This window comes from Kitasatospora sp. NPDC034023, assembly GCF_055575795.1.
This window is the reverse complement of record NZ_JBVIRY010000045.1, coordinates 18,399-42,062: the sequence shown is the minus strand read 5'-3', so window position 1 is coordinate 42,062 and position 23,664 is coordinate 18,399. Positions and strand designations below refer to the sequence as shown.

At 74.0% G+C, this 23,664-nt stretch carries 18 protein-coding genes; 13 read left to right on the top strand and 5 right to left on the bottom strand.

The features are described 5' to 3' along the window. Positions 1–136 precede the first annotated feature (136 nt). The 8 genes from ACZ52R_RS38065 (at position 137) to ACZ52R_RS38030 (ending at position 10,766) form a co-directional block, all read left to right on the top strand. On the top strand, positions 137–2,239 hold the full coding sequence (locus ACZ52R_RS38065; RefSeq protein ID WP_465623812.1) for an AAA family ATPase: 2,103 nt from the start codon (positions 137–139) through the stop codon (positions 2,237–2,239). A gap of 260 nt (positions 2,240–2,499) precedes the next feature. Beyond that, positions 2,500–3,615 (top strand): alanine dehydrogenase, encoded by a 1,116-nt coding sequence (gene ald / locus ACZ52R_RS38060; RefSeq protein WP_360500484.1) that lies wholly within the window; start codon positions 2,500–2,502, stop codon positions 3,613–3,615. Positions 3,616–4,040: 425 nt separating this feature from the next. After that, positions 4,041–5,108 carry a ParA family protein gene (locus ACZ52R_RS38055; protein WP_030245868.1) on the top strand — a complete coding sequence of 356 codons (1,068 nt, stop codon included), beginning with the start codon at positions 4,041–4,043 and terminating at the stop codon, positions 5,106–5,108. A gap of 41 nt (positions 5,109–5,149) precedes the next feature. Beyond that, the gene (locus ACZ52R_RS38050) at positions 5,150–5,767 is read left to right on the top strand and encodes a hypothetical protein (RefSeq protein WP_465623811.1); all 618 of its coding nucleotides are present in this window, start codon (positions 5,150–5,152) and stop codon (positions 5,765–5,767) included. A gap of 527 nt (positions 5,768–6,294) precedes the next feature. Next, the gene (locus ACZ52R_RS38045) at positions 6,295–7,197 is read left to right on the top strand and encodes a segregation and condensation protein A (RefSeq protein WP_465664286.1); all 903 of its coding nucleotides are present in this window, start codon (positions 6,295–6,297) and stop codon (positions 7,195–7,197) included. A gap of 311 nt (positions 7,198–7,508) precedes the next feature. Continuing rightward, the gene (scpB, locus tag ACZ52R_RS38040) at positions 7,509–8,096 is read left to right on the top strand and encodes an SMC-Scp complex subunit ScpB (RefSeq protein WP_396289408.1); all 588 of its coding nucleotides are present in this window, start codon (positions 7,509–7,511) and stop codon (positions 8,094–8,096) included. 62 nt (positions 8,097–8,158) lie between these two features. Next, positions 8,159–9,436 (top strand): pseudouridine synthase, encoded by a 1,278-nt coding sequence (locus tag ACZ52R_RS38035; protein ID WP_465623808.1) that lies wholly within the window; start codon positions 8,159–8,161, stop codon positions 9,434–9,436. 322 nt (positions 9,437–9,758) lie between these two features. After that, the gene (locus ACZ52R_RS38030; RefSeq protein ID WP_465623806.1) at positions 9,759–10,766 is read left to right on the top strand and encodes a helix-turn-helix domain-containing protein; all 1,008 of its coding nucleotides are present in this window, start codon (positions 9,759–9,761) and stop codon (positions 10,764–10,766) included. 39 nt (positions 10,767–10,805) lie between these two features. Here ACZ52R_RS38030 and ACZ52R_RS38025 read toward each other — a convergent pair whose 3' ends face one another. The 3 genes from ACZ52R_RS38025 to ACZ52R_RS38015 form a co-directional block, all read right to left on the bottom strand. Beyond that, complete coding sequence (locus ACZ52R_RS38025; RefSeq protein WP_360500499.1) at positions 10,806–11,168, bottom strand: DUF952 domain-containing protein; 363 nt, start codon at positions 11,166–11,168, stop codon at positions 10,806–10,808. Between the two features lie 87 nt (positions 11,169–11,255). Further along, entirely contained in the window at positions 11,256–12,899 is a 1,644-nt protein-coding gene (locus ACZ52R_RS38020) for a mucoidy inhibitor MuiA family protein (RefSeq protein WP_465623805.1), read from the bottom strand. Between the two features lie 2 nt (positions 12,900–12,901). Beyond that, positions 12,902–15,223 carry a DUF4139 domain-containing protein gene (locus ACZ52R_RS38015; RefSeq protein ID WP_465623804.1) on the bottom strand — a complete coding sequence of 774 codons (2,322 nt, stop codon included), beginning with the start codon at positions 15,221–15,223 and terminating at the stop codon, positions 12,902–12,904. Positions 15,224–15,596: 373 nt separating this feature from the next. Between ACZ52R_RS38015 and ACZ52R_RS38010 the strand changes: the two genes are divergently transcribed. The 3 genes from ACZ52R_RS38010 (at position 15,597) to der (ending at position 19,304) form a co-directional block, all read left to right on the top strand. Beyond that, entirely contained in the window at positions 15,597–16,682 is a 1,086-nt protein-coding gene (locus ACZ52R_RS38010) for a prephenate dehydrogenase (RefSeq protein ID WP_360500506.1), read from the top strand. 238 nt (positions 16,683–16,920) lie between these two features. Beyond that, positions 16,921–17,634: a (d)CMP kinase gene (gene cmk, locus ACZ52R_RS38005; RefSeq protein ID WP_360500509.1), complete on the top strand. Its 714-nt coding sequence runs from the start codon at positions 16,921–16,923 to the stop codon at positions 17,632–17,634. A 215-nt stretch (positions 17,635–17,849) separates the two neighbouring features. Then, complete coding sequence (gene der, locus ACZ52R_RS38000) at positions 17,850–19,304, top strand: ribosome biogenesis GTPase Der (RefSeq protein WP_465623801.1); 1,455 nt, start codon at positions 17,850–17,852, stop codon at positions 19,302–19,304. A gap of 123 nt (positions 19,305–19,427) precedes the next feature. Here the strand turns inward: der and ACZ52R_RS37995 are convergent, their stop codons facing one another. Continuing rightward, the gene (locus ACZ52R_RS37995) at positions 19,428–20,294 is read right to left on the bottom strand and encodes a hypothetical protein (protein WP_465664287.1); all 867 of its coding nucleotides are present in this window, start codon (positions 20,292–20,294) and stop codon (positions 19,428–19,430) included. Positions 20,295–20,621: 327 nt separating this feature from the next. Next, positions 20,622–21,461, bottom strand: coding sequence for a hypothetical protein (locus ACZ52R_RS37990; RefSeq protein WP_465623799.1), 840 nt, complete (start codon positions 21,459–21,461; stop codon positions 20,622–20,624). 591 nt (positions 21,462–22,052) lie between these two features. On the opposite strand from ACZ52R_RS37990, the gene ACZ52R_RS37985 reads away from it, so the two are divergent. Next, positions 22,053–22,844 carry a transglycosylase family protein gene (locus tag ACZ52R_RS37985; RefSeq protein ID WP_465755049.1) on the top strand — a complete coding sequence of 264 codons (792 nt, stop codon included), beginning with the start codon at positions 22,053–22,055 and terminating at the stop codon, positions 22,842–22,844. Between the two features lie 309 nt (positions 22,845–23,153). Further along, complete coding sequence (locus tag ACZ52R_RS37980; RefSeq protein ID WP_465755052.1) at positions 23,154–23,534, top strand: transglycosylase family protein; 381 nt, start codon at positions 23,154–23,156, stop codon at positions 23,532–23,534. Positions 23,535–23,664 lie beyond the last annotated feature (130 nt).

Sequence of the window (23,664 nt, the reverse complement as noted above, 5' to 3'; positions counted from 1 at the left end):
GCGCCCGTTCCGGGCCGCCTCCGCTGAGCACCGGGCGCCGCGTCCGGATGCCCAGCACCGGATGCCAGCGCCGGATGCCGAACTCCGGATGCCGGCGCCGGGTGCCGAGCGCGGAACGACATCGGGAGTGGCACGCGTGGCGAGGAAGACGGCGACGATGGACCCCGGCCCCGACGCGCCCGCCGGGGCCGCCCCGGGACTGGACCGGCTCCCGGCCGGGCCCGCGCTGTTCGTCGGGCGGCGCGCCGAACTCGCCGCGCTGCGGGCGGCCGCCGCCCGTCCGGCCAGCGGCCGTTGCCCGGTCCTGGTCCTGGCCGGGCGCCCGGGCTCCGGGCGGACCGCGCTGGCCGCGCGCTTCGCCCGTACCGTCGCGGCCGACTACCCGGACGGCGTGCTGTTCGCCCGGCTGTCCGCCCCGGACGGCGGGCGGGTGCCGCCCGCGCGGGCCGCCCGGCTGCTGCTGGAACAGCTCGACCCGGAGTCGGCCGTACCGCTGCCCGGGGCGGTCGAGGACGGGCGGGACGAGCCGGGCTGCGTCGCGCTGCGCGAGGCGCTGGCGGGGCTGCGGGTGCTGCTCGTCCTGGACGACGTGCGGGACGCCGGGCAGGTGTGGCCGCTGCTCGCCGACGAACCCGGCTGCCTGGTGCTCGCCACCACCGCCGGGCCGCTCACCGGCATCGAGGACATCGACCCGGTGATCCTCGGCGGACTGGACCGGACGGCCTCCGGTGAACTGCTCGCCGACCTGGTCGGCGGCACCCGGGTCTCCTGCGACCCGGTCGGCGCCGCCGACCTGGCCGAGGCCTGCGCCGCCCGGCCGGCCACACTGCGGCTGATGGCGGGGTGGCTGCGGGGGAGCGCGAAGACCGCGGTCACCGACGCGGCGCGTGAGCTCAACCGGGTGGTGGGGGAGGAGACGGCGCCGGGGTCCGAGGGCGGCGCGAACGGCGCCCCGAGGGCGGGGGCGGAGAAGGCGACGCCGTCGACGGGCGCGCCGAAGAACGTGTCGAAGAGCACGTCCAAGGACGCGTCCAAGAACACGCCGAGGAACGCGTCGAGGAACGCGTCCAAGAAGAAGGGGGAGGAGGACGGGGCCGCCCCCGGTGCGGAGTCGGCGGGCGATCCGGCGGCGTGGGTGAAGCCCGGCCCGGGGCCGGCCGAGCCGGTGCCCGTCCCCGACAACGACCCGCTGCTCGGCGCGTTCACCCTGCTGTACCGCGGGCTGCCGGCTGCCCAGGCACGGATGCTGCGCACCCTCACCCTGGCCCCGGCGCAGACCGCCGACCCGCGCACCGCCTCCGCCCTGGTCGGCTGTCCGGTGCCGGACGCGGCCACGACACTGGCCGCGCTGGCCGAGCGGGAACTGCTCGGCGAGGAGGCGCCGGCCGCCGACGGCACCCCGCGCTACCGGGTGCCCGGGCGGCTCTACCCCCGGCTGGTCCGGCTGCGCGAGCAGGAGGACCGGCCCGCCGAGACCGAACTCGCCCGGGCCCGGCTGCTGGAGCGGCTGGTCCGGCTCACCGAGTCGGCCCGCGCGCTGCTCGACCCGGCGGGCGCCCCCGCCCCCGAGCCGCTGCCGTCCGCGCTGCGGCTGCGCTCGGCCGAGCACGCGCGCGCGTGGCTGCTCGGCGAGCGGGAGCTGCTGCTCGGCGCGGTGGCCGACGCGATCGGCCAGGGCGACCTGGACGGCTCGGCCGGGCGGCTGGTCACCGCGCTGCTGCGGTCGCTGCCGCTGACCGGCGCCGCCGCCCCCGTGGACCTCTACCGGCTGCACGAGCTGGTGCTGACCGTCGCCGAGCGCAACGGCCGGCCCCGCCGGGCCGCGGCCGCGCTGCTCAACCTGGGAGACCTGCAGGTCTCGGCGGGCCGCTGGGAGCAGGCCGCCGCGCACTACCGGGCCGCCCTGGAGCACGCCCGGACGGCCGACGACGAACCGCTCTGCGCGCGTGCCCTGGAGGGCGCAGCCGGCTGCCACCGGGCGCTCGGCGACGCGGTGCGCGCCGCCGACTGGTACGGGCGGGCGCTCGGCCTGCGGCAGGCGCTCGGGGACCACGCGGCCGAGGCCCGGCTGCTGGCCCGGGTGGCCGAGGCACACACCGCCCAGCGCCGCTTCGACGAGGCGGACCGCGAGTACCGGGCTGCCCTCGCGGTGCTCCGCAGGATCGGCGACGACAGCGCCCGGGAAGCCGTCGGGGCGGCCCTCGCGGACCTGCGGGAACGCGTCGACGCCGGGTGGTGACGGGCGTTTCAGAGGTATTGTCGAAGATGCCCGGTTGCGACGTCTTTGGTAGGTAAGTCGCAGGGGAAGCCTACGAACCTGCCAATGTGTGCGGGAAATTTATTCACTTTGGAAGGCTGACACGCCGACTGGGCTTCATTACACTCGGACCTAGTCGCGCAGCGATCCCCGCCCCGGGCTGCCCGGAGGCTTCCCCCCGTGCGCGCAGCCCACCGGACTTCTCCGGTCGGGACCCCCATGGCAAGAGGACGTGTTTAGCCGTGAAGGTCGGCATCCCCCGCGAGGTCAAGAACCACGAGTACCGCGTGGCCATCACGCCCGCCGGCGTGCATGAGCTGGTCCGCAACGGACACGAGGTCTACATCGAGGACAACGCCGGTCTCGGCTCCTCGATCCCCAACGAGGAGTACGTGGCCGCCGGCGCCACCATCCTCCCCACCGCCGACGAGGTGTGGGCCACCGCCGACCTGCTGCTGAAGGTCAAGGAGCCCATCGCCTCCGAGTACCACCGGCTGCGCAAGGGCCAGACCGTCTTCACGTACCTGCACCTGGCGGCCGACCGGGCCGGCACCGACGCGCTGATCGCCTCGGGCACCACCGCCATCGCGTACGAGACCGTGCAGCTGGGCAACGGCGCGCTGCCGCTGCTCGCCCCGATGTCCGAGGTCGCGGGCCGCCTGGCCCCGCAGGTCGGCTCGTACCACCTGATGCGTCCGGCCGGCGGCCGCGGCGTGCTCCCCGGCGGCGTGCCCGGCACCCACCCGGCGAAGGCCGTCGTCGTCGGCGGTGGCGTCTCCGGCTGGCACGCGGCCACCATCGCCATCGGCATGGGTTACGACGTGACCCTGCTGGACCGCGACATCAACAAGCTGCGCGAGGCCGACCGCATCTTCGGCACGAAGATCAAGGCCATCATGTCCAACTCGTTCGAGCTGGAGAAGGCCGTCCTCGAGGCCGACCTGGTCATCGGCGCCGTGCTGATCCCCGGCGCCAAGGCCCCCAAGCTCGTCACCAACGAGCTGGTCTCCCGCATGAAGCCGGGCTCCGTGCTCGTCGACATCGCCATCGACCAGGGCGGCTGCTTCGAGGACTCGCACGCGACCACGCACGACGACCCGACCTTCCAGGTCCACAACTCGGTCTTCTACTGCGTGGCCAACATGCCGGGCGCCGTCCCGAACACCTCCACCTACGCGCTGACCAACGCCACGCTGCCGTACGTCATCGAGCTGGCGAACCGCGGTTGGAAGGAGGCGCTGCGCCGCGACCCGGCGCTCGCCAAGGGCCTGAACGTGCACGAGGGCCAGATCACCTTCCCGGCCGTGGCCGAGGCCTTCGGCCTGGAGTCGGTCACCCTGGAGAGCGTGCTCGCCTGAACCGCCTGACCGCACGGCGGTCGTTCGCCCCCGACCCGATCACTTCGGGTCGGGGGCTTCGCCGTGCCCGTGAACGGTGGGTGGAGCAGGTAGGTCGCTCTGTCGTCAATTTCCGTCGGTCACGTCACCCGCCCGCAGAAACGTCGGGGTCATTGACCCACTCATCCCTTGACAGCAGCCCGCCTGATAGTCGACACATCCTGCCCACTACCGTGGATTGTGTTGCTGCGAACGCCTTGAACGGCCTAGAGTCGCAAACCGTCGGCATGCTGCCACGCTGACGAATCGACATAGAGTCCGGGATGCCCAAGGAGGTAAGACGACTTGTGAATGAGTCGACAATTGCTCCCGGGGGTGGTCAGCCAGGACTGGCGGAGCACACCGCCGGCCAGCCGAGTGTGGAGCCCGGGGCCCGGCAGCCCTCCGTGGGTTCGGCCGAGGTCGGCTCGGTCGCACTCCGCACCTTCGAAGCACGCCAGAACACAGCGCAGGTGACCACGGTGACCGATCACGACGCCGACTTGGCGGCCTACGGCCTGGCCTACGGCGAGTTCGCCTACGGCGCCTACGACGATCCGGACGCCGAATACGAGCCGGACCCGGAGTACGCCGCCACGCTGGCCCCCGACGCCGCGCGCCAGCGCCGCGAGCGGGTCGGCCCCACCGGCCGGCCGCTGCCGTACTTCCCGATCCCCGCGCCGGTCGCCGAGCACGGCCCCGCCCAGATCATCGCCATGTGCAACCAGAAGGGCGGCGTCGGCAAGACCACGTCGACCATCAACCTGGGCGCGGCGCTGGCCGAATACGGCCGCCGGGTGCTGCTCGTCGACTTCGACCCGCAGGGCGCGCTCTCGGTCGGCCTCGGCGTCAACCCGATGGAACTGGACGTCACCGTCTACAACCTGCTCATGGAGCGGGGCCTGACGGCCGATGAGGTGCTGCTGAAGACCGCGGTCCCGGGCATGGACCTGCTGCCGTCCAACATCGACCTCTCCGCCGCCGAGGTGCAGCTGGTCAGCGAGGTGGCCCGGGAGTCCGCGCTGGCCCGCGCCCTGAAGCCGCTGCTGCCCGACTACGACTACGTCATCATCGACTGCCAGCCCTCGCTGGGCCTGCTGACGGTCAATGCGCTGACGGCCGCTCACAGCGTGATCGTCCCGCTGGAGTGCGAGTTCTTCGCGCTGCGCGGTGTCGCGCTGCTGACCGAGACCATCGAGAAGGTGTGCGAGCGGCTCAACCCCGAGCTGCGCCTCGACGGCATCCTCGCGACCATGTACGACTCGCGCACCGTGCACAGCCGTGAGGTGCTGGCGCGGGTCGTCGAGGCGTTCGGCGAGCACGTCTTCCACACCGTCATCGGGCGGACCGTGCGCTTCCCGGAGACCACCGTCGCCGGCGAGCCCATCACCACGTACGCCACCAACTCGGTCGGGGCCGCCGCCTACCGCCAGCTCGCCAGGGAGGTGCTCGACCGGTGCCGCCCCGCCGAGTGAGTCTCCCGGGTGCCGACGAGCTGTTCCGGACCACGGGAGGGATGGCGCTGTCGCCGTCCCTCGCGTCGCGTTCGGCCGCCGAGGCATCCAGACCGGAGACCGCGCGGACCGTCAACGGCCCGGACGGCGCCGAGGGCGCCGAGTCCGCCCAGAACGCCCAAGGCTCCCCGGGGGCGCAGGGCCCCCAGGGGTCTCAGGGCTCCCAGGGTGACCGGCGGCTGACGCCGGAGCAGCAGTCGTCCGCCGCCGTGCCGGCGCCCGCGCAGCCGCCCGTCCAGCGGCCGGGCGGGTCCCAGGCCGTGTCGGGTGCCCCGGCGGCCGGGAAGACCGTGCCCGGCGGCCGAGGCGCCGCCGCCCCGGCGGCCTGGACGCACGCGGGTGCCGCCGAGGAGCAGGCCGGCGCCGCCGGGCGCGCCCGGCCGCGCGGCCGCGCGCCGCGTCGGCCCAGCGGGCGTGAACGGCACGACGAGAAGATCACCGTGTACGTGTCCGCCGAGGAGCTCATGGACCTGGAGCACGCCCGGCTGGTGCTGCGCGGCGAGCATGGCCTGGCCGTGGACCGTGGACGGATCGTCCGGGAGGCCATCGCGGTCGTCCTGGCGGACCTGGAGCAGCGCGGCGAGGCCTCCATCCTGGTCCGGCGCCTGCGCGGACGGTAGGGCGCGGCAGGGCGGGCCCGCAGGCCCGGGGCAGGCCCGGCAGGGCGGCATGGTGGGTCCGGAGGGCGGCACGGTGGGTCCGGCAGGGCCGCCGCAGGGCGTCGAGGGGCCATCGGCCCGGCGCGGCGCCGGAGGCCCGTCGGTGGGCGGTTGGGCGCCAAGGGCTGTGAAGCGGGCTCATGGGGTTGTTGCCTCGGGCGTGGGGTTCCTGGTCGGGCATTCATGGGTCATGAGCCGGGCTCGTGGGGTGCGGCCCTGGTTCGGCGCCGAGGGTCATGAGTCGGGCTCATGAGGCCGCTTGCCTCGGGGGCGATGTCCGCCGGTATGGGGCCAATGGTTGGTCTCGGCGGCCGACGGGGTCTGGGACGGGCGCTGGAGGGCCTTTTCCGGGGGCGCGGGCCCCCTGCGGGTCCGGTGGGCTGCGAGGGCCTGTGTGCGGGGCTGAGAGTCGCGGGCGGGGCCGTCGGGCGGCGTGTCGGGGGGCCCGGGGCGGGACGGGGGCCGAGGACGGGTGAAGATGGACCGTCATGCCGAGCACCGCCGAACCAGCTGAAACCGCCGTGAGCGCGACCGAGGACGGGTCGCGGGGCGGGTTCCGGGTGCGACTGGACAACTTCGAGGGCCCCTTCGACCTGCTGCTCAGCCTGATCGCCAAGCACAAGATGGACGTCACCGAGGTGGCGCTGGCCACCGTCACGGACGAGTTCATGGCGCACATCCGGGCGATGGGGCCGGACTGGGACCTGGACGCGGCGACCGAGTTCCTGGTGGTGGCCGCCACGCTTCTCGACCTCAAGGCCGCCCGGCTGCTGCCCGCGGCGGAGGTCGAGAACGAGGAGGACCTGGCTCTGCTGGAGGCCCGTGACCTGCTGTTCGCACGGCTGCTGCAGTACCGGGCGTACAAGCGGGCGGCGGCGCTGTTCGGCGAGCGTTGGGCCGCCGAGCTGCGGCGGCGCCCGCGGGCCGTCGGGCTGGAGCCCCGGCACGCGGAGCTGCTGCCGGAGGTGGTGATCACCATCGGTCCGCAGCGGCTCGCCGAGCTGGCGGCCAAGGCGATGGAGCCCAGGCCGAAGCCGGTCGTGTACGTGGACCACATCCACACCCCGCCGGTCAGCGTGCGGGAGCAGGCCGGGCTGGTGGTCGGGCTGCTCACAGCGCTGGGCGAGGCGTCGTTCCAGCGGCTGGTGGAGGACGCGCCGGACACCCTGGTCGTGGTCGCCCGCTTCCTGGCGTTGCTGGAGCTGTACCGGGAGCGGGTGCTCGCCTTCGAGCAGCCGGAGGCGCTCGGCGAACTGCGGGTGCGCTGGGTGGCCGAGGAGGGCCGGGGCGTGGTCGAGGTGACGGACGAGTTCGACCGGCCGGCGGGCGAGGCTGCGGGCGAGGCCGGAGGAGATGCCTCGGGCGAGGCGGAGGAGGACGAGCGGCGATGAGCGGCGGGAACGAGGGCGGGCGGCCGGTGCGGCGCCCGCTGGGGCTGCGGGGGCAGCCGCGGGTCGAGGAGTGGCTGGAGCCGGCCTTCGCGCTGCTGCCGGACCCCGTGAAGCCGGTGGGCCCCGTGGATCCGGTGGGCTTCGTGGATCCGGTGGATCCGGTGGATCCGGTGGATCCGGACGCCCGGGTGGTACACCAGAAGTCGGCTCCGTCGACTTCCGGTGTCGAGGAGCCGGTCGGCCCCGGGCTGTCGGCCGACCCGGGGGAGCCCGCCGGCCCCGGGCTGCGGGCCGAGCTGGAGGCGGTCCTGATGGTCGTCGACGAGCCGGTGGCGGAGGAGCGGCTGGCCGGGGTGCTGGAGCGGCCCCGGGCCGAGGTGGCGGCGGCGCTGCGCGAGCTGTCCGCCTCCTACACCGCCCAGGGCCGCGGTTTCGACCTGCGGCTGGTGGCCGGTGGCTGGCGGTTCTACACGCGGGAGACCTGCTCCGCGGCCGTCGATCGCTTCCTCCTGGACGGCCAGCAGGCCCGGCTCACCCAGGCGGCGCTGGAGACTCTGGCGGTGGTCGCCTACCGGCAGCCGGTGTCCAGATCGCGGGTTTCCGCCGTCCGCGGTGTGAACTGTGACGGCGTGATGCGTACCCTGGTACAGCGAGGACTGGTGGAAGAGGCCGGATCCGAGCCCGAAACAGGTGCGATCCTGTATCGGACGACGAACTACTTCCTGGAACGGATGGGGCTCCGCGGCGTGGATGAGCTGCCGGAGCTTGCTCCCTTCCTGCCCGAGGTCGACGACGTGGAAGCGGAGTCCCTGGAGGGCACGATGATCGCGGAGGCGGTCGCCGCCGCGCAGTCCGCGGACGGCAGTGGCGAGGCCGGTCGGGCCGGGCCCGATCGGTAGGGGGCGGTGAGGTCGGCCGAAACGACCGCACATCCCAGACGGAACGACGTACGGACACTTTGATGCGTAGCAGTGGCAACGGCAGGAACAGCAGCGGCGGCGGGAGCGGTCGCGGCGGACAGGGCGGGGGCCGGGGCGGGGGCTCCTCCTCCTACGGCGGCGGCAGCGGTGGTGGCCGCGGCGGCTCGGGCGGCGCGCGCGGGGGTTCGTACGGCGGTGGCTCCTACGGGGGCGGCGGCGGCCGTGGCGGCTCGGGTTCGGGTTCGGCTTCGGGCTCGCGCGGCGGCTCCGGCTCGTACGGACGGGACGGCCGTCGGGACGACCGACGCGACGACCGGCGTGACGACCGCCGCTTCCCGGACCGTCCGCTGCGGCCCGAGGAGCGCAAGTACGACCGCCCCGAGTTCGGCGGCGGCCCCAATGCCACCCCCGCCCGCGGCGGCTTCGCCGGCCGGCGCCCCGGCCCGGCCCCGCGTCCGCGCCGTGAGGGCCAGGGCGCCCCGGGTGACCCGCGCCGTCAGCCGCAGCGCTCGCGCGAGCTGCAGGCCAAGATCGAGGACGCCGTCCTCGCCCGGCACGACAAGCCGGCCGTCAAGCTGCCCAAGACCTTCGGCGAGCCCGAGGGCGAGCGCCTGCAGAAGGTGCTGGCCCGGGCCGGCATCGGCAGCCGGCGCGCCTGCGAGGAGCTGATCGAGCAGGGCCGGGTCGAGGTCAACGGCAAGCGCGTCACCGAGCAGGGCAAGCGGGTCGACCCGCAGAACGACGAGATCAAGGTGGACGGCCTGACCGTCGCCACCCAGTCCTACCTGTTCTTCGCGCTGAACAAGCCGGCCGGCGTGGTCTCCACCATGGAGGACCCGGACGGGCGCCAGTGCCTGGGCGACTACGTGACCAACCGGGAGACCCGGCTGTTCCACGTCGGCCGCCTGGACACCGAGACCGAGGGCATCATCCTGCTCACCAACCACGGCGAGCTGGCCCACCGTCTCACCCACCCGCGGTACGGCGTGACCAAGACCTACCTGGCCGCCATCCAGGGCCCGATCCCGCGCGACCTGGGCAAGCAGCTGGCCAAGGGCGTGGAGCTGGAGGACGGCTACGCGCGCGCCGACAGCTTCAAGGTGATCTCCAACGTCGGCAAGAACTACCTGGTCGAGGTGACCCTGCACGAGGGTCGCAAGCACATCGTCCGCCGGATGCTGGCCGAGGCCGGCTTCCCGGTCGAGAAGCTGGTGCGCACGCACTTCGGCCCGATCGCCCTGGGCGACCAGAAGTCGGGCTGGCTGCGCCGCCTGACCAACCCGGAGGTCGGCCAGCTGATGCGCGAGGTCGGCCTGTAGGCCGTCGCGTTCGCCCGCCCCTGAGGGCCCCCGGTCGCCGTGCTGCGGCCGGGGGCCCTTTGCCGTGCGGGCGGTGCGGGCCGCCAAGGCTGGGTGGGGCGGGCTGTACGGGGGTGGCGGGCGGTGCGGCGTGTGCGGGCCCTGTGGGGTGTGGGGCGTGTGCGGGTCGTGTGAGCCGGGACGCAACCGCTGGTCACGGCCTTGTCAGCGTCATGATCCGTAGCCGAGGATGGCCGCCGGGCCACCACCGCGTCGCGTGGCAGATTTGCGCCGGCACGGGCACCGGTGGGGCGGATCAGGGCGAACAGGGGGAGACGGCGTCGTGTCCGATGCACCACTGGGGCGGGTCAGCGGACGGGCCCTCGGCACACTGGGACTGCCCGAGCCGGACGGGCAGGTGTACGCGGCGCTGGTGGCCAATCCGCAGTCCACCGCGGAGGAACTGGCGCAGGGCTGCGGCCTGACGCTCCAGCAGGGCGTGCGCGCCCTGGACCGGCTGGCGCAGCAGGGCATGGCCACCCGGGCGCCGGTGGACCGGCAGCGCTACCTGGCGGTCGCGCCGGACGTCGCGATCGGCACCCTGATCGGCCACCGCGAATCCGAACTGCGGCAGGCCAGGGCCGAGATGCACCGGCTGATGGACGCCTTCCGGGAGGCTTCGCGCTACACCGACCCGGCGCACTCGGTGGAGGTGCTGACCGGCGGCGAGGCGATCGCCCAGCGGCTGGAGCACATCACCGACACCAGCCAGTACCAGGTGCGCGGCTTCGACCGCCCGCCGTACATCCAGGACCCGGTGGCGCCGATGCCGCTGCAGCGGCGACGGCTGCGCGAGGGCGTGAAGTTCCGGACGATCTACGACCGGGAGGCGGTGGCCTGGCCCGGTCGGCTGGAGAAGAACATCCTGATCGGGGTCGCGGACGGCGAGGAGGCTCGGGTCCGGCCGACGCTGCCGATGAAGATGATCATCTCGGACGACCGGATGGCGATCATCCCGATCAGCGTCGGCGACAGCGTGCTGGACGCCGCGTACGTGATCCACCCCTCGGCGCTGCTCCAGGCCCTGGACACGTTGTTCGAGGCGGAGTGGGAGCGGGCCGTCCGACTACAGGCCGCGATCGGCACCACGGACGCGTCGCTGGAGCCGGAGGCCGACCACCGCAAACTGCTGGGCCTGCTGGCCGCCGGACTCACCGACGAGTCGATCGCCCGCTCGCTCGGCTGGAGCGCCCGGACCACCCAGCGCCGGCTGCAGAGCCTGATGCGCTCGCTGGGCGCCACCACCCGCTTCCAGGCCGGCATGGCGGCCCGGGAGCGGGGGTGGCTGTGAGCTCGGCTCCGGGGTTCGGCTTCGGGTTCAGCTCGAGGTTCAGCTCCAGGGGGTGAGGGAGGCCCAGCGGCCGTCCGGGCCCCGTTCGATCTTCTCCAGACCGACCACGGCGGTGCGGTTCAGCCGCCCGTAGATGTGCGGGAAGAGCACGTCGGGGGTGGCCCCGGGAGGTGGGGCGCCGTGCGGGGCCTCCCACTTGACCATCGGTTCCACCAGCGATTCGTCGATCAGCAGCACCATCAGCGGGTCGGGGGTGTCGGCGAAGAAGGCGTTGGCCACCGCGAGCGCCGTCTGCTCGTCCGCCGAGCAGTGGATGAACCCGTCGGTGAGCAGCGAAGCGGTGGCGTACGGGCGGCCGGGGTCGGCCAGCCAGTCGTCCAGGGGTGCGAGGTGGAGGATCATGTTTCCTTTTCTACCCGTTGTCTCCGGGTTTGTTCCTGAGCGGCCGTCACCCGCCGGACGGTGGTCGGAGTACCCGCCGGGCGGCGGTCAGAGTCCGGCCACCTTGGCGGAGGCGGTGATCTCGTACACCAGGGTGAGGGTGCGGCGGGCGCCCGGGCCGAGTGGGACGTCCCAGCGGACGATGCCCTCGGCGTCGAACGCGTCCGGAGCCGGAGCGCACTCCTCCTTGCGCAGCCGGACCTCGACCGCCGACACCTCGGAGACCGGCACCCGCTCGCGCACCGTGACGATCCGCTCGTCGCGCTCCTCCGGGCCGGAGAAGCGGGACAGGCGCAGCCGCACCGTGCGGGTGGTGGTCTGGCGGCCGGTGAGGCCCGCGGTGGCCTGGCGCTCCTCGGTCTCGCGGACCACCCGGTAGCCGTCCGAACTGCCGAAGGAGAGCTCGGCGTCGGCGCCGGTGGCGGTGAAGCGCAACTCGCCCCGGCCGGTGAAGCCGCTGCCGCGGACCAGCTCGACCGGGCCGGCCAGCAGCGGATGCCCGGCCGCGTTGCGGAACCGGACCACCTGGGTGACCAGCGGGGACAGCTCCGGGGCGCAGGCGTACTCGCTGCTCGCCGGGCCGGTGAAGGCGCCGAGCGGCACCCGGTGCGCCCGGCCGTCGGAGGGCACGGTCGCGGGGGCCGGCGCCGGCAGCACCCGGACCTCGCCGCCGTCGTCCACACCCGGGACCTCGGAGGTCGGCCCGAGCTCGCTGATCGCCTCCTCGCGAAGCTCGACCTCGACCGTGCGGCGCTCCTCGTCGGTTCGCTCGCGCAGCATCAGGACGTCCTCGGCGACGGCCGGCGGGTCGGTGGCGAGGGCGGATCGGGCGGTGGAGAAGGTGAGCCGGGCGTTCGTCCAGTCCTCGCCGGTGCGCTGCCAGACCACCGCCTCCGACTCCAGGCGCAGCCCGCCCCCGTCCAGGGTCGCGCGGTACGACGGGCGCCAGAGCGCGCAGGGCACCAGGTGGGAGACGGTCAGCCCGGCCGGGCCTGGCTGCGCCGCCTCGACCGTCAGGTCCAGGTGGGCGACCAGCTCGGCCGGGTCCTCCTCGGCCTCGTCCAGGGCGGTCAGGGCCTGCGAACGCTCCTGCTCCAGGCGGCGCAGCCGGGAGTGGACGGCGCGCAGCTCCTCGCCGTAGCGCTCGCGCTCGGCGTCCACCCGGTCCAGCTCGCGGGACCAGCGGGTGCGTTCGAGCTCGCCGACACCGGCGCCCTCGCCGATCTCGCGCAGCAGGTCGGCGGAGAGCTGGGCGAGCAGGGCCAGCCGGGCCTCCAGCCGGGCCCGGGTCTGGTCGGCCAGGCGGCTCTCGGTGTCCAGCCGGTGCAGCCGGTGGCGCAGGTCGGAGTCGTCCGGGCCGGGCGGCAGCGGGGCGCGCGGGGACCAGGTGCGGACCAGCCGGGCGTCCAGCACGCGGACGCCGGGCGTGGTGGACTCGGCGCGCAGGGTGCGGTCGACGGCGAGGGCGGTGAGCGGGCCGAGACGCAGCCGCTGGACGCCCGCGGCGAGGGCGACCGTCGTCGACCGCTCGACCTGGCTGCGGTCCTCCAGGCAGGTGACGGCCGTGACGGGGAGGGGCTTCGTCGCTCCGGGCGTGGCTCCGGTCGCTTGTCCGGTCGCTTGCCCGGTTGCTTCTCCGGTCGTGTGTCCGGGCAGGGCTCCGGTCGTTTCCCCGGTCGTTTCTCCGGTCATGATCAGTTCCTCCGGTTTCCGCCGACGATGGCCTTTCCGGCCGGGATCTTGATCAGGTAGCCGCCGTCCAGCTCGGTGCTGCCACCCGGCGGCAGATCGACCCGCCAGAGCCTGGTGCTGGGCGGGCACTCCGGCGTGGAGACGGTCGGAGCCTGCCAGTCGGCCCGCTCCTCGATCCGGATCTCGGCATCGGAGGTGACCGGCACGCGCTCACGGACCTCCACCGTGACGGCGCGGCCGAGCCGGTTCGCCAGCCGGATGTGCACCCGGTGGTCGAGGACCGTGCTGTTGCCCTTCAGCATGCCCGTGGTGGACTCGCGCAGCTCGGTGCGGCGCGCCACCTCGATGCTCTCGCTGACACCGATGCCCAGGCGACGCATGCCGCCGGGCGCCAGGGTAGGCAGGGCGGCCGTGAGCAGGTACTCGTCGTCCACGGTGACCTCGACCGGGCCGGCCAGGACGGCGCGGTCGGTGCGGTTGGCGAGTACCAGGGTCGCGTACACCTTCTCCTCGACGGCGGGGACGGTGACGTACTCGGGGCGGACGGTGAGCGGGATCTCGTCCACGGTGACGGTGTGCCAGGTGCCGTCGGACGGGATGTCGGCCGGGGCGGCGGCGTCGAAGCGGTGATCGAAGGAGCCGGCCGACTTGCGGGGCGGGACGGCGTGGCGGGGGAGGGCGAGGCGGCGGATCTGCTCGCCCGGGTTGCCGCCGGGCAGCGTCCGGTCCAGTTCCTCGCGCTCGACCCGCTCGGGGCGGGGGTGCAGGGCGCCGCGCCGGGCGGTGGCCTCGTCGGGGCCGGCCAGGACGAGGTCCGGATAGTCGAGCAGGGTGGTGTCCGGGGCGAAGCCGGTGGCCGGGGGCGGGACGGCGAGGCGGCTCCGGCGGGAGCGGCGGGCCGCCTCCGGCGCGCGCCCGCCCGGGGCCTGCGGGAGCGGGGCGGCGGCGGGGACCGAGGCGGCGGGAGCGAAGGCGGCGGGGACGGGCGGCGGCGGGCCGCCGTAGCCGGCGAAGCCGCCCGGGGCGGGCGGGAGCGCGGGCGTCGGCTCGTCGGCGCTCAGGGTGCCGCCGCCGCTGCCGCTGCCGCCGCCGTACGGGCCGGAGGGCCCGGGTGGGGCGCCCTCCGCCCCGGCGAGGGCCTCCGGACGGGGGCCGGACGGGCGGGCCCCGCCCAGCCGGGGGGCGAACGACCCGGGGCCGGCGAGACGGGCGGCCCCGGGCGGGACCGGAGGCGGCACCGCGGCCTTGCGGCGGTCCTCGCGGCGGGCCTGTCCGCGCGGGGCCTGGGCGTCGGCCGCGTCGTAGCCGGTGAACAGGTCGGACAGGCCGGCCGGGGGCTCGCGCCAGCCGGAGGGCGGCGGGGCGGGCTGGCTGCGGCCGATCCGCAGTGAGGCGAGCCGGGGCAGGTCGGTGCGGCGGTCGAGGTCGGCGGTGGAGAGGGCGAGGCGCACGCCCGTCCAGTCCTCGCCGGTGCGCTGGGCGACGCCGGCGCGCAGGACGAGGCGGCCGGCGTCGGAGCCGCTCCGGTGGGACAGGCGGTAGGTGGGCACCCAGCGGGCGGCGGGGACGCCGTACTCCAGCTCGAGGTCGAGGGTCGCGGTGGTGCTGTCCGTGGCGTCCTCGGTGGTGGTGCTGCCGGTGTTGCCCTCGGCGGTGGTGCTGTCCGTGGTGCTGCTCGTGGTGCTGCTCGTGGTCAGGGTGAGCAGGACGGTGGCGGCGGTCGCGACCGGCTCGGCCCGGTCGGCGGTGGACGCCCGCTCCAGCCGGTCGGCTGCCAAGTCGAGCTTGTGGTCGGCGAGTTCGATCTCCCGGTTGAGCTCCTCGGCGCGCTCCTGGAGGGCGGCCAGCCGCTCGTCGACGAAGTCGGCGAGCTCCAGCCAGGCGTCGGCGGGCGTCCGGCGCAGCGGCTCCTCGGGCCGGTGCTGCGGCGGTACGGCGCGCAGGGCGGCGGTGTCGGCGATGGTGGCGAGGACCAGCCGGCGGCGCTCGGTGAGCACGCTGCGGTGCTCGGTGGCCTCGTCCAACTCCCGTTGCAGTTCGGAGAGTTCGCCCGGCCTGCGGAGTTCGGCCTGCCGCTCCAGCCGGGCCTCGGTGACCGCCGTGCCGGCCGGTCCGGCGAGCACCCGGGCACGCAGCGAACGGCCGTCCAGGGACGTCGGCAGGCCGGTCAGGCGCAGCCGCCCGCCGCGCGGAACCGGGACGGTCGCCCGGCGGCGGCACACCGCGCCCTCCGCGTACACCACCACGGAGTCCAGGACCGACGGATGGGCCGGTACGGCCGGCGGTTTGGTCTGCCCGGTCCGACTGCTGTGTTGATCGTCCATGCGCAACCCCTTCGTTCGCGTGTTGCCTGCCGCGTGCCGCTCGTCGTGTCACGCGGGTTCCGCGCTTGCCCGCTTGCCCGTACGTGCGCTCGCTCGTTCATCCGCCCGGCTGCTCGTCCGGGCCTTCCCCGGGCGGCCAGTCTGCCCGGCTTCGGTACGGGCGTCGCCGGATTTCCGGGCGCGGCGCGTGCACTGGATGGGACGGGGGCGGGATCGTCGCGGTTGCCGGTGCCGGGAGCTGCCGGGAACTGCCCGCGTGGTTGCCGGGTGGCAGGTGAGGACTTCGGCGCGGCCGATGAGGGAGGATGGGGCGCGGGTGCTCCCGGACGGTCCCGGCACCTGTCGAGAATCGTGATGAGGAGAGCGACCCGCCATGCGCACTGCCGTCGTCGTCGGCACCGGACTGATCGGCACCTCCGCCGCGCTCGCCCTGACCGCTCGAGGCCTGACCGTCCATCTGGAGGACGCCGACCCGGACGCCGCCCGCACCGCCGAGTCGCTCGGCGCGGGCACCACCGAACCGGTCGACGGCCCGGTGGACCTGGCGATCATCGCAGTCCCGCCCGCACTGGTCGGCAAGGTCCTCGCCGACTGCCAGCGCCGCAACCTGGCGCACTGGTACACCGACGTCGCCAGCGTGAAGGCCGGCCCCGGCAGCGAGGTCGCCGCGCTCGGGTGCGACACCGTCCACTACATCGGCAGCCACCCGATGGCCGGCCGCGAACGCTCCGGCCCGCTGGCCGCCCGTGCCGACATCTTCGAGGGCCGCCCCTGGGTGCTCACCCCGACCGCCGACACCGACACCGAGACGCTCAACGCCGCGCTGGAGCTGGTCGCGCTCTGCGGTGCGATGCCCATCGTGATGGACGCCGCCGAGCACGACCGCGCCGTCGCCCTGGTCTCCCACGCCCCGCAGCTGGTGTCCTCGCTGGTCGCGGCCCAGCTGGAGAACGCCGACGAGACCGCCATAAGGCTCTCCGGCCAGGGCGTGCGCGACGTCACCAGGATCGCCGCCTCCAACCCCGGCATGTGGGTCGACATCCTCTCCGCCAACGCGGGCGCGGTCGCCGACATCCTGGACGCGGTCGCCCTCGACCTCGGCGAGACCGTCACCGCGCTGCGCGCCATGGAAGCCGCCGAGGAGGGCGAGCGGCGGGCGGGCGCGGCCGGGATCCAGGCGGTCATGCGCCGCGGCAACACCGGCCAGGCCCGGATCCCCGGTAAGCACGGCGCGCCGCCCACCCGGTACGAGACCGTCGCGGTCGTCCTCGGCGACCAGCCGGGCGAGCTGGGCCGACTGTTCGGGGAGGTCGGCGACGCCGGGGTCAACATCGAGGACGTCGACATCGAGCACTCGACCGGGCAGCAGGTCGGCTTCGTCCAGCTGTCGGTGGCGCCGACGGCGGTCAAGCGGCTGGTGAAGGCCCTGCGGGCGAGCGGGTGGAGCGTGCGGGACTGAGGTTCCGGGGGCCCCGGGGGCTCCGGGGTGTTCCCGGGCTCGGAGGCTCGGGGGATTTCCGGGGCTCGGGGGCTCGGGGCTTCGGGGGTTTTCCGGGGCTCTGAGGGGCTCTGCCGGCAGGGGTGGGGCGGGCGGCGGAGTTCGTCACGGCGGCGGTCCATTAACCTTGAGGGAGACAATCCCCGGCCGTCCGCCTGTGCAGGCTTCGGCGCCCATGCTCAGAGAGAGGTTCGCCCCCGTGGACACTGCCGACCGAGCGCACGCCCCGGTCGTCGTCGCCATCGACGGACCCTCCGGCTCCGGCAAGTCGACCGTCTCGCGGGCGGTCGCCGCCCGGCTGGGCCTGAGCTTCCTGGACACCGGCGCCATGTACCGGGCGATGACCTGGTGGATGCTGGCCAACGAGGTCGACGTCAACGACCCGGAGACGGTTGCCGTCGCGTGCGGCAAGCCGGTGATCGTGTCGGGCACGGACGCCGACGGCCCCACCATCACGGTGGACGGCCAGGACGTCTCCGGCCCGATCCGCGGCCCCGAGGTAACGGCGCAGGTCAGCGCCGTGGCTGCGGTGCCGGCGGTGCGGGCCCGGCTGGTGGAGCTGCAGCGCGGCTGCGCCGAGGTCGCCGAGCGGGGCATCGTCGCCGAGGGCCGGGACATGGGGACCGTGGTCTTCCCGGACGCCACCGTCAAGGTCTTCCTGACCGCGTCCGAGGGGGCCCGGGCCGCGCGTCGTGCGGCCGAGCTGCGCGCCAAGGGCGTGGACGAGGCGACCATCACCGCGATGGCCGCCGATCTCGCCCGCCGGGACGCCGCCGACTCCTCCCGGGAGACGGCCCCGCTGGCCCAGGCCACGGACGCGGTCCTGGTGGACACCAGCGACCTCACCCTGGAGCAGGTGATCGACCGGATCGCCGCGCTGGTGGAGGAGCGGGCCGGGCTGTCCTCGGTCTGACCCTTGCCGGTCCGACCGCTGTCGGCTTGAACCGCTGTCGGCGGGAAGCACTGTCGGTGTGAAGTACTGCCGGTCCGACTGCCGTCGGTCCGGCCACTGAGTGAACCGCGGGCCGCCAAGGCGCCGCGGAGACAACCATCGCGCTGCCCCGAACGGGGCAGGTACGCACGGCACGCCCCTGGGAAGGGCCGGGCCGGGAAACGGAACAGACGAACATGACCGCAGAGCACTCCGCCGCCGATCACGGTGGGCTGGACGCCGCCGACTACGCCGAGTTCATGGCCCTTGCCGCCGAAGAGGGCTTCGACATGGACGCCGTCGACGGTTTCGACGGCGCCGAGTACGCCCCACTGCCGGTGCTGGCGGTGGTCGGCCGCCCGAACGTCGGCAAGTCGACCCTGGTGAACCGCATCATCGGCCGCCGCGAGGCCGTCGTCGAGGACAAGCCGGGCGTCACCCGTGACCGGGTGACCTACGAGGCCACCTGGAACGGCCGCCGCTTCAAGGTGGTCGACACCGGCGGCTGGGAGATCGACGTCCTCGGCATCGATGCCATGGTGGCCGCCCAGGCCGAGCTGGGCATCGAGCAGGCCGACGCGGTGCTGTTCGTCGTGGACGCCAAGGTCGGCGCCACCGACACCGACGAGGCCCTGATCAAGATCATCCGCCGGGCGGGCAAGCCGACCGTCCTGTGCGCCAACAAGGTCGACGGCCCGTCCACCGAGGCCGAAGCCGCCTACCTGTGGTCGCTCGGCCTGGGCGAGCCGTACCCGGTCTCCGCCCTGCACGGCCGCGGCTCCGGCGACCTGCTCGACGCCGTCATGGCCGCGCTGCCCGAGGCCCCGCCGCAGACCTTCGGCGACGGCGCCCCCGGCGGCCCCCGCCGCATCGCGCTGATCGGCCGACCGAACGTCGGCAAGTCCAGCCTGCTGAACAAGGTCGCCGGCGAGGAGCGCGTCGTCGTCAACGAGGTGGCCGGCACCACCCGCGACCCGGTCGACGAGATGATCGAACTCGGCGGCAAGACCTGGAAGTTCGTGGACACCGCCGGTATCCGCCGCCGGGTCCACCTGACCGCCGGCGCCGACTTCTACGCCTCGCTGCGCACCTCCTCCGCGCTGGAGAAGGCCGAGGTCGCGGTCGTCCTGATCGACGCCAGCGAGACCCTCGCCGAGCAGGACACCCGGATCATCTCGATGGCCGTCGAGGCCGGGCGTGCCGTCGTCGTCGCCTACAACAAGTGGGACCAGATGGACGAGGAGCGCCGCTTCTACCTGGAGCGCGAGATCGAGCGCGACCTCGTCCAGGTGCAGTGGGCCCCGCGGGTCAACGTCTCGGCCAAGACCGGCCGGCACATGGAGAAGCTCGTCCCGGCGATCGAGACCGCGCTGGAGGGCTGGGAGACCCGCATCCCGACCGCGCGCCTGAACGCCTTCCTCGGCGAGCTGGTGGCCGCCCACCCGCACCCGATCCGGGGCGGCAAGCAGCCGCGCATCCTGTTCGGCACCCAGGCGGGCATCCGTCCGCCGCGCTTCGTGCTCTTCGCCTCGGGCTTCCTGGAGGCCGGCTACCGGCGCTTCATCGAGCGCCGGCTGCGTGAGGAGTTCGGCTTCGTCGGGACGCCGATCTCGATCTCGGTGCGGGTCCGGGAGAAGCGCAAGAGGAAGTAGTAGCAGCAGTAAGTACGTCCGGTAGTACGTCGTCGTAGTCGGGCGACGGACCTACGGCTGGAGGGCCTCGTCACGGTGGTGGCGGGGCCTTTCGGCGTTTCTGTGCGCCGGTGGGGCGGTGTGTCAGTGGTGATCGCCGTTGCGGCCCGGGGGGAGGGAGAGCATCTGGCGGTGGCGGCCGCCGGTGGACGGGGTGGTGGCGAGCCCGGTGACGGTACCCATCACCGGGGATGGTGCGGGTGGCGCGGGCGGTGCGGGCGCGGGTACGGACACCGGGTGCGGGAGCGGGCCGAGGTAGCCGGCCGCGATCCAGCCTTGGCCGTTGGTGAACTGGGGTGGTGTGCCGGCGAGTTGGACCGAGTTTGGGGCGGGGTTGGGGTTGGAGGTGGGGGCGGGAGTGGGGGGTGGGGCGGTGTGGCCGAGGCCGTTGCTGGTGGTGGCGGCGGGGTTGGGGTGGGTCGCGTGGGCTGCATGGGCTCCGGGGTGGTGCCCGGTGTGGGTTCCGGTGTGGTGCCCGGCGTGGTGGTGGCTGCCGGTGTGGCTGTGGTGGCTGTGCTGGTGGCTGCCCGTGTGCCCGCTGTGGTGGCCGCCGTTGTGGCCGGAGGCAAAGCCCGTGCCGTGCGGTTGGGACGACAGGAACTGCGGGAGGCCCGGCATCTGGCCTGCGAGGGTGTGGAAGGCCTGGTGCTGGGGCGGGTGCGGACGCTGCTCACCGAGCAGGGGGTAGCCGTCGCGGACCGCGAAGCCGGTGAACGCCAGGTCCTCCTCGCCCGAGCGGTCGCCGGGCAGCGCACGGAAGAGGCGCCGGTACTCGGAGTACAGCTCGTCGTAGATCGGCGTGATGGAGTGCGGGTGCTCGGCGTCGTACGACGGGCGCATGCCCGGGATCGAGCGGGGGGCGCTGGCGGAGCGGCCGGGAGACGCGGAGACGTCGTAGCTGTACACGTAGGGGCCAACGAGCGAGAGGGGCGGGGGATGCGGGGCGCTCATGCGGGGGGCGCCATGCGTGCTGCTCAGGTGCGGGGCCCATGAGCAACGCTCATGCGAGGGGCGCCCATGCATGTTGCTCATGTGCGGCGCCCATGCGTCATGCTCATATGCCGATGCCCATGAGTGATGCTCATGTGCGGTGCGGAGCTCCTCATGAGTGGCGCTCATGTGTTGCGTTCCATGCGAGCGGCTCATGCGGGGGAAGCGCGCGGTGTGGGGCGACGCGGATGCGCACGGTGCGCCGGGCTACGGGGCGCGAGCCCGCGCCGGAGGCGGCCCGAGGTGGAGGCGGCCGCCGTCCGGCGCGTAGAGAGGGGAGGAGGCGGATCAGGTGCCGGCGAGCGGGAGGGAGGCGGCGACCACCTGGCCCAGCGCCACCGCCCGCTCCAGCGCCTGGCGCAGCAGGTCCTCGCGGGGCTGGCGGCCGACCATGCCGGCCGGGACGGCGTACATGGTCACCTCGGAGAGCTGGCTCGCGGCCATCCGCCAGGCGTCGGTGACCTGGAGCGGCTGGTGCGCCTGCCACCAGCCGGTGCTGCCACCGGCGGCAGCGGGCTGCAGGATCGCGTGCAGCTTGCCCATCGCGACCAGGACCGACCAGCCGGCCAGTTGCTCCGGGGTCTCGTCCAGGTTGGTGACGGGCTGGAAGCCGGCGTCCTGGAGGAGGTCGAGGAACTCGTCCTCGCCCGAGGTGCTGCCGGGGCGGCCCACCGGGCCGGTGGGCTCGACCACCAGCGAGGCGTGCCCGACCTTGCCGTGCAGGACGAGCCCGCAGGTGATGCCGAGGATGGCGGCCTGGCCGGGGGCGGGCGACTGGGCCGCGGACTCGGCGGGGGTGGCCGGGCCCGGTGCCGGGGCGGTGGGGAGGGCGAGGTCCGGGGCGCCGGTCTGGGCCTGGCTGATGCTGCGGACGGCGCCGACCAGCTGCGCCTCGGAGACCGGAACCACCTGGGAGGGGATGCAGCGGGCGTGCGCGAACGCGAGCACGGCGGTCTCGTCGCCGACGAACAGCACGGTGCTGGTGGGCTCCACATGGGTGTCACCGGGGGTCCGGCAGGAGGTGCACTCGTAGCTGTCGGGGGCGCGGTCGCCGCCCAGTAGGCGGTCGGCTTCGTCGTCGCCGATCTCGGACCGGACCTCGTCGCTGACGTCGAGCATGCGCGGCACAGGGTCTCCTCGGATGGATGCGGATGGGGCTTCGGGGGCGGACAGGGGGAGGTCGACATGACCAACGGGCCCTTGTGTCAGGCGTCACGGGTGCCCGTCGAGGCTGACGGGAATTGCCCCCTATCCGACCGCGATGCGTGTTCTCGTGGTCGCAATCTGTCGATGTCGGTGACGGGACTGCCGGAATGAAGCGGTGAGGTGAGTCACGCGGCGGGGGTGTTTGATCTAGGAATCAATGGCCAAATCCGACATTTCAGACATGATTGTGTTGGTCTTACCGCCGGTAACCCTTGGCTGAGCTGGGCAGACCGTTCGAGTTTTGGAATCCCCGGCGACCGGCTCGTAGCTTCTTGGTCGGCGCAACGAGCGCCACCCGGGTTCACCCCCGACGCACAGCCCCCCGGTCCGCCGGGTGCGGCCGGTGCCCGCCGACGCGATCGCTCGAACAGGTCGTCGGCGAGTGGCTGGGTGGCCGGGGCGGCAGCGGCACGTCCGACACGTGCACGGCCGCCCGACGGACGCGGCAAGCGAACGCGGCCCCTCACGGGGTCTGGTTCCGCATGTCCGCCCGGGGCTGTCGAGAGGAACCTCATGACTTTCCGTAACGAGAACGCCGCTGCCACCACCTCCACCGCCACCAAGCGCAACCGCGTTCGGATGGCTGTCGTGGCGGGCGCCGCTGTCGCGGCCCTGCCGGTGGCCGGCCTCGTCACGGCCACCTCGGCCTCCGCCGCCTCGGTCTCCACCTGGGACGCTGTCGCCCAGTGCGAGAGCGGTGGCAACTGGGCCATCAACACCGGCAACGGTTTCTACGGCGGTCTGCAGTTCACCTCCAGCACCTGGGCCGCCTTCGGTGGCACCGCCTACGCCTCGCAGGCCAACCTGGCCACCAAGGCGCAGCAGATCGCCATCGGCGAGAAGGTCCTCGCCTCGCAGGGCCCGGGCGCCTGGCCCGTCTGCTCCGTCAAGGCCGGTCTGACCAAGGGCGGCGCCCCGGCCGCCGTCGACACCTCGGCGGGCGCCACCTCCGGCTCGACCGCCGCCAAGCCGGCCGCTCCGGCCGCCCCGGCTGCCAAGCCCGCCGCCCCGGCCGCCAAGCCGGCGCAGGCCCCGAAGGCCGCTGCCGCGCCCAAGGCTGACGTCGCGCCGAAGGCTGCTGCCCCGAAGGCTGCTGCCCCGAAGGCCGACAAGGGCGCCGACGCATGGACCGGCTCGAACGACGCCAAGCCGGCCAAGGGCAACTACACCGTCAAGTCCGGTGACACCCTGAGCTCCATCGCCGCCGCGCAGGGCCTGGACTGGCACGACCTGTACAAGAACAACGCCGAGGTCGTCGGTGGCAACCCGGACCTGATCTTCCCCGGTCAGACCCTCAGCATCTGAGCATCTGAGCTGCGTATCCGAGCTGTGTAACCGGGCTGCTGTGTATCCGAGCTGCTGAGGCTCGGAGGTCCTGAGACTCAAAAGTCCTGAGGCCTCGTGAGCGGCTGACACCGGCTGCTCGGATGTGCCAGCGGCTCCGGCTCCCACGGCCGCTTCTCCCTCGCGCGGGTACTCCGCCGAGTGGGGGAGCGGCCGTCGGCGTTTCGTGGCGGGTGGCGCCTGGCGTGCCTAGGCTCGGCTGCCATGCCGCATTCGCGTGATGAAGCGATAGGTCGCCGTCGGGCTGTGGTCCGGGGTGGTGCCGCCGTGATGCTGGTGCTGGCGGTTGCCATGGGTGCCGTGCGGGCCGACGCTGCCGTCCGAGTTGCGGACCTGGTGTGGGACGAGCTCGCCGACTGCGAGAGCGGCGGCGACTGGCGGGCGGACACCGGCAACGGCTACTACGGCGGGCTGCAGATCCGGCCCTCCACCTGGGAGGAGTCCGACGGCCTGCGCTTCGCCGACCGACCGGACCACGCGAGTCGGCGGGAGCAGACGACCGTGGGCGAGGAGATCGTACGGCGGCAGGGGTGGGAGGCCTGGCCTTCCTGTGCGCGGGAACTGGGGATGCTCGGGGGCGGGGCAGCCCGGAGCGGCGGTGCCGGGCCCGGGGGTGGGCCCGGGGTTGGGGCCGGGACTGGGCCCGGGTAGGGGAGGTGCGGGAGGATGGTGGGGTGATCCAGGGCGAGCTGTTCGGTGACCTGCCCGGGGCAGCCGGGGCCCCAGGAACCTCGAGCGCTTCGGGGAATTCCGGGGGTTCGGGGGACCCGGCGGATGCGGG

What these genes read in the sequence shown, in the direction of transcription:
- ACZ52R_RS38050 (WP_465623811.1), top strand. Translation starts at nt 5,150, where the DNA reads ATGGCGCTGTCGCCGTCCCTCGCGTCGCGTTCGGCCGCCGAGGCATCC.
- ACZ52R_RS38045 (WP_465664286.1), top strand. Translation starts at nt 6,295, where the DNA reads ATGCCGAGCACCGCCGAACCAGCTGAAACCGCCGTGAGCGCGACCGAG.
- scpB (WP_396289408.1), top strand. Translation starts at nt 7,509, where the DNA reads ATGGTCGTCGACGAGCCGGTGGCGGAGGAGCGGCTGGCCGGGGTGCTG.
- ACZ52R_RS38035 (WP_465623808.1), top strand. Translation starts at nt 8,159, where the DNA reads ATGCGTAGCAGTGGCAACGGCAGGAACAGCAGCGGCGGCGGGAGCGGT.
- ACZ52R_RS38025 (WP_360500499.1), bottom strand. Translation starts at nt 11,168, where the DNA reads ATGATCCTCCACCTCGCACCCCTGGACGACTGGCTGGCCGACCCCGGC.
- ACZ52R_RS38020 (WP_465623805.1), bottom strand. Translation starts at nt 12,899, where the DNA reads ATGACCGGAGAAACGACCGGGGAAACGACCGGAGCCCTGCCCGGACAC.
- ACZ52R_RS38015 (WP_465623804.1), bottom strand. Translation starts at nt 15,223, where the DNA reads ATGGACGATCAACACAGCAGTCGGACCGGGCAGACCAAACCGCCGGCC.
- ACZ52R_RS38010 (WP_360500506.1), top strand. Translation starts at nt 15,597, where the DNA reads ATGCGCACTGCCGTCGTCGTCGGCACCGGACTGATCGGCACCTCCGCC.
- der (WP_465623801.1), top strand. Translation starts at nt 17,850, where the DNA reads ATGACCGCAGAGCACTCCGCCGCCGATCACGGTGGGCTGGACGCCGCC.
- ACZ52R_RS37995 (WP_465664287.1), bottom strand. Translation starts at nt 20,294, where the DNA reads ATGAGCGCCCCGCATCCCCCGCCCCTCTCGCTCGTTGGCCCCTACGTG.
- ACZ52R_RS37985 (WP_465755049.1), top strand. Translation starts at nt 22,053, where the DNA reads ATGACTTTCCGTAACGAGAACGCCGCTGCCACCACCTCCACCGCCACC.
- ACZ52R_RS37980 (WP_465755052.1), top strand. Translation starts at nt 23,154, where the DNA reads ATGCTGGTGCTGGCGGTTGCCATGGGTGCCGTGCGGGCCGACGCTGCC.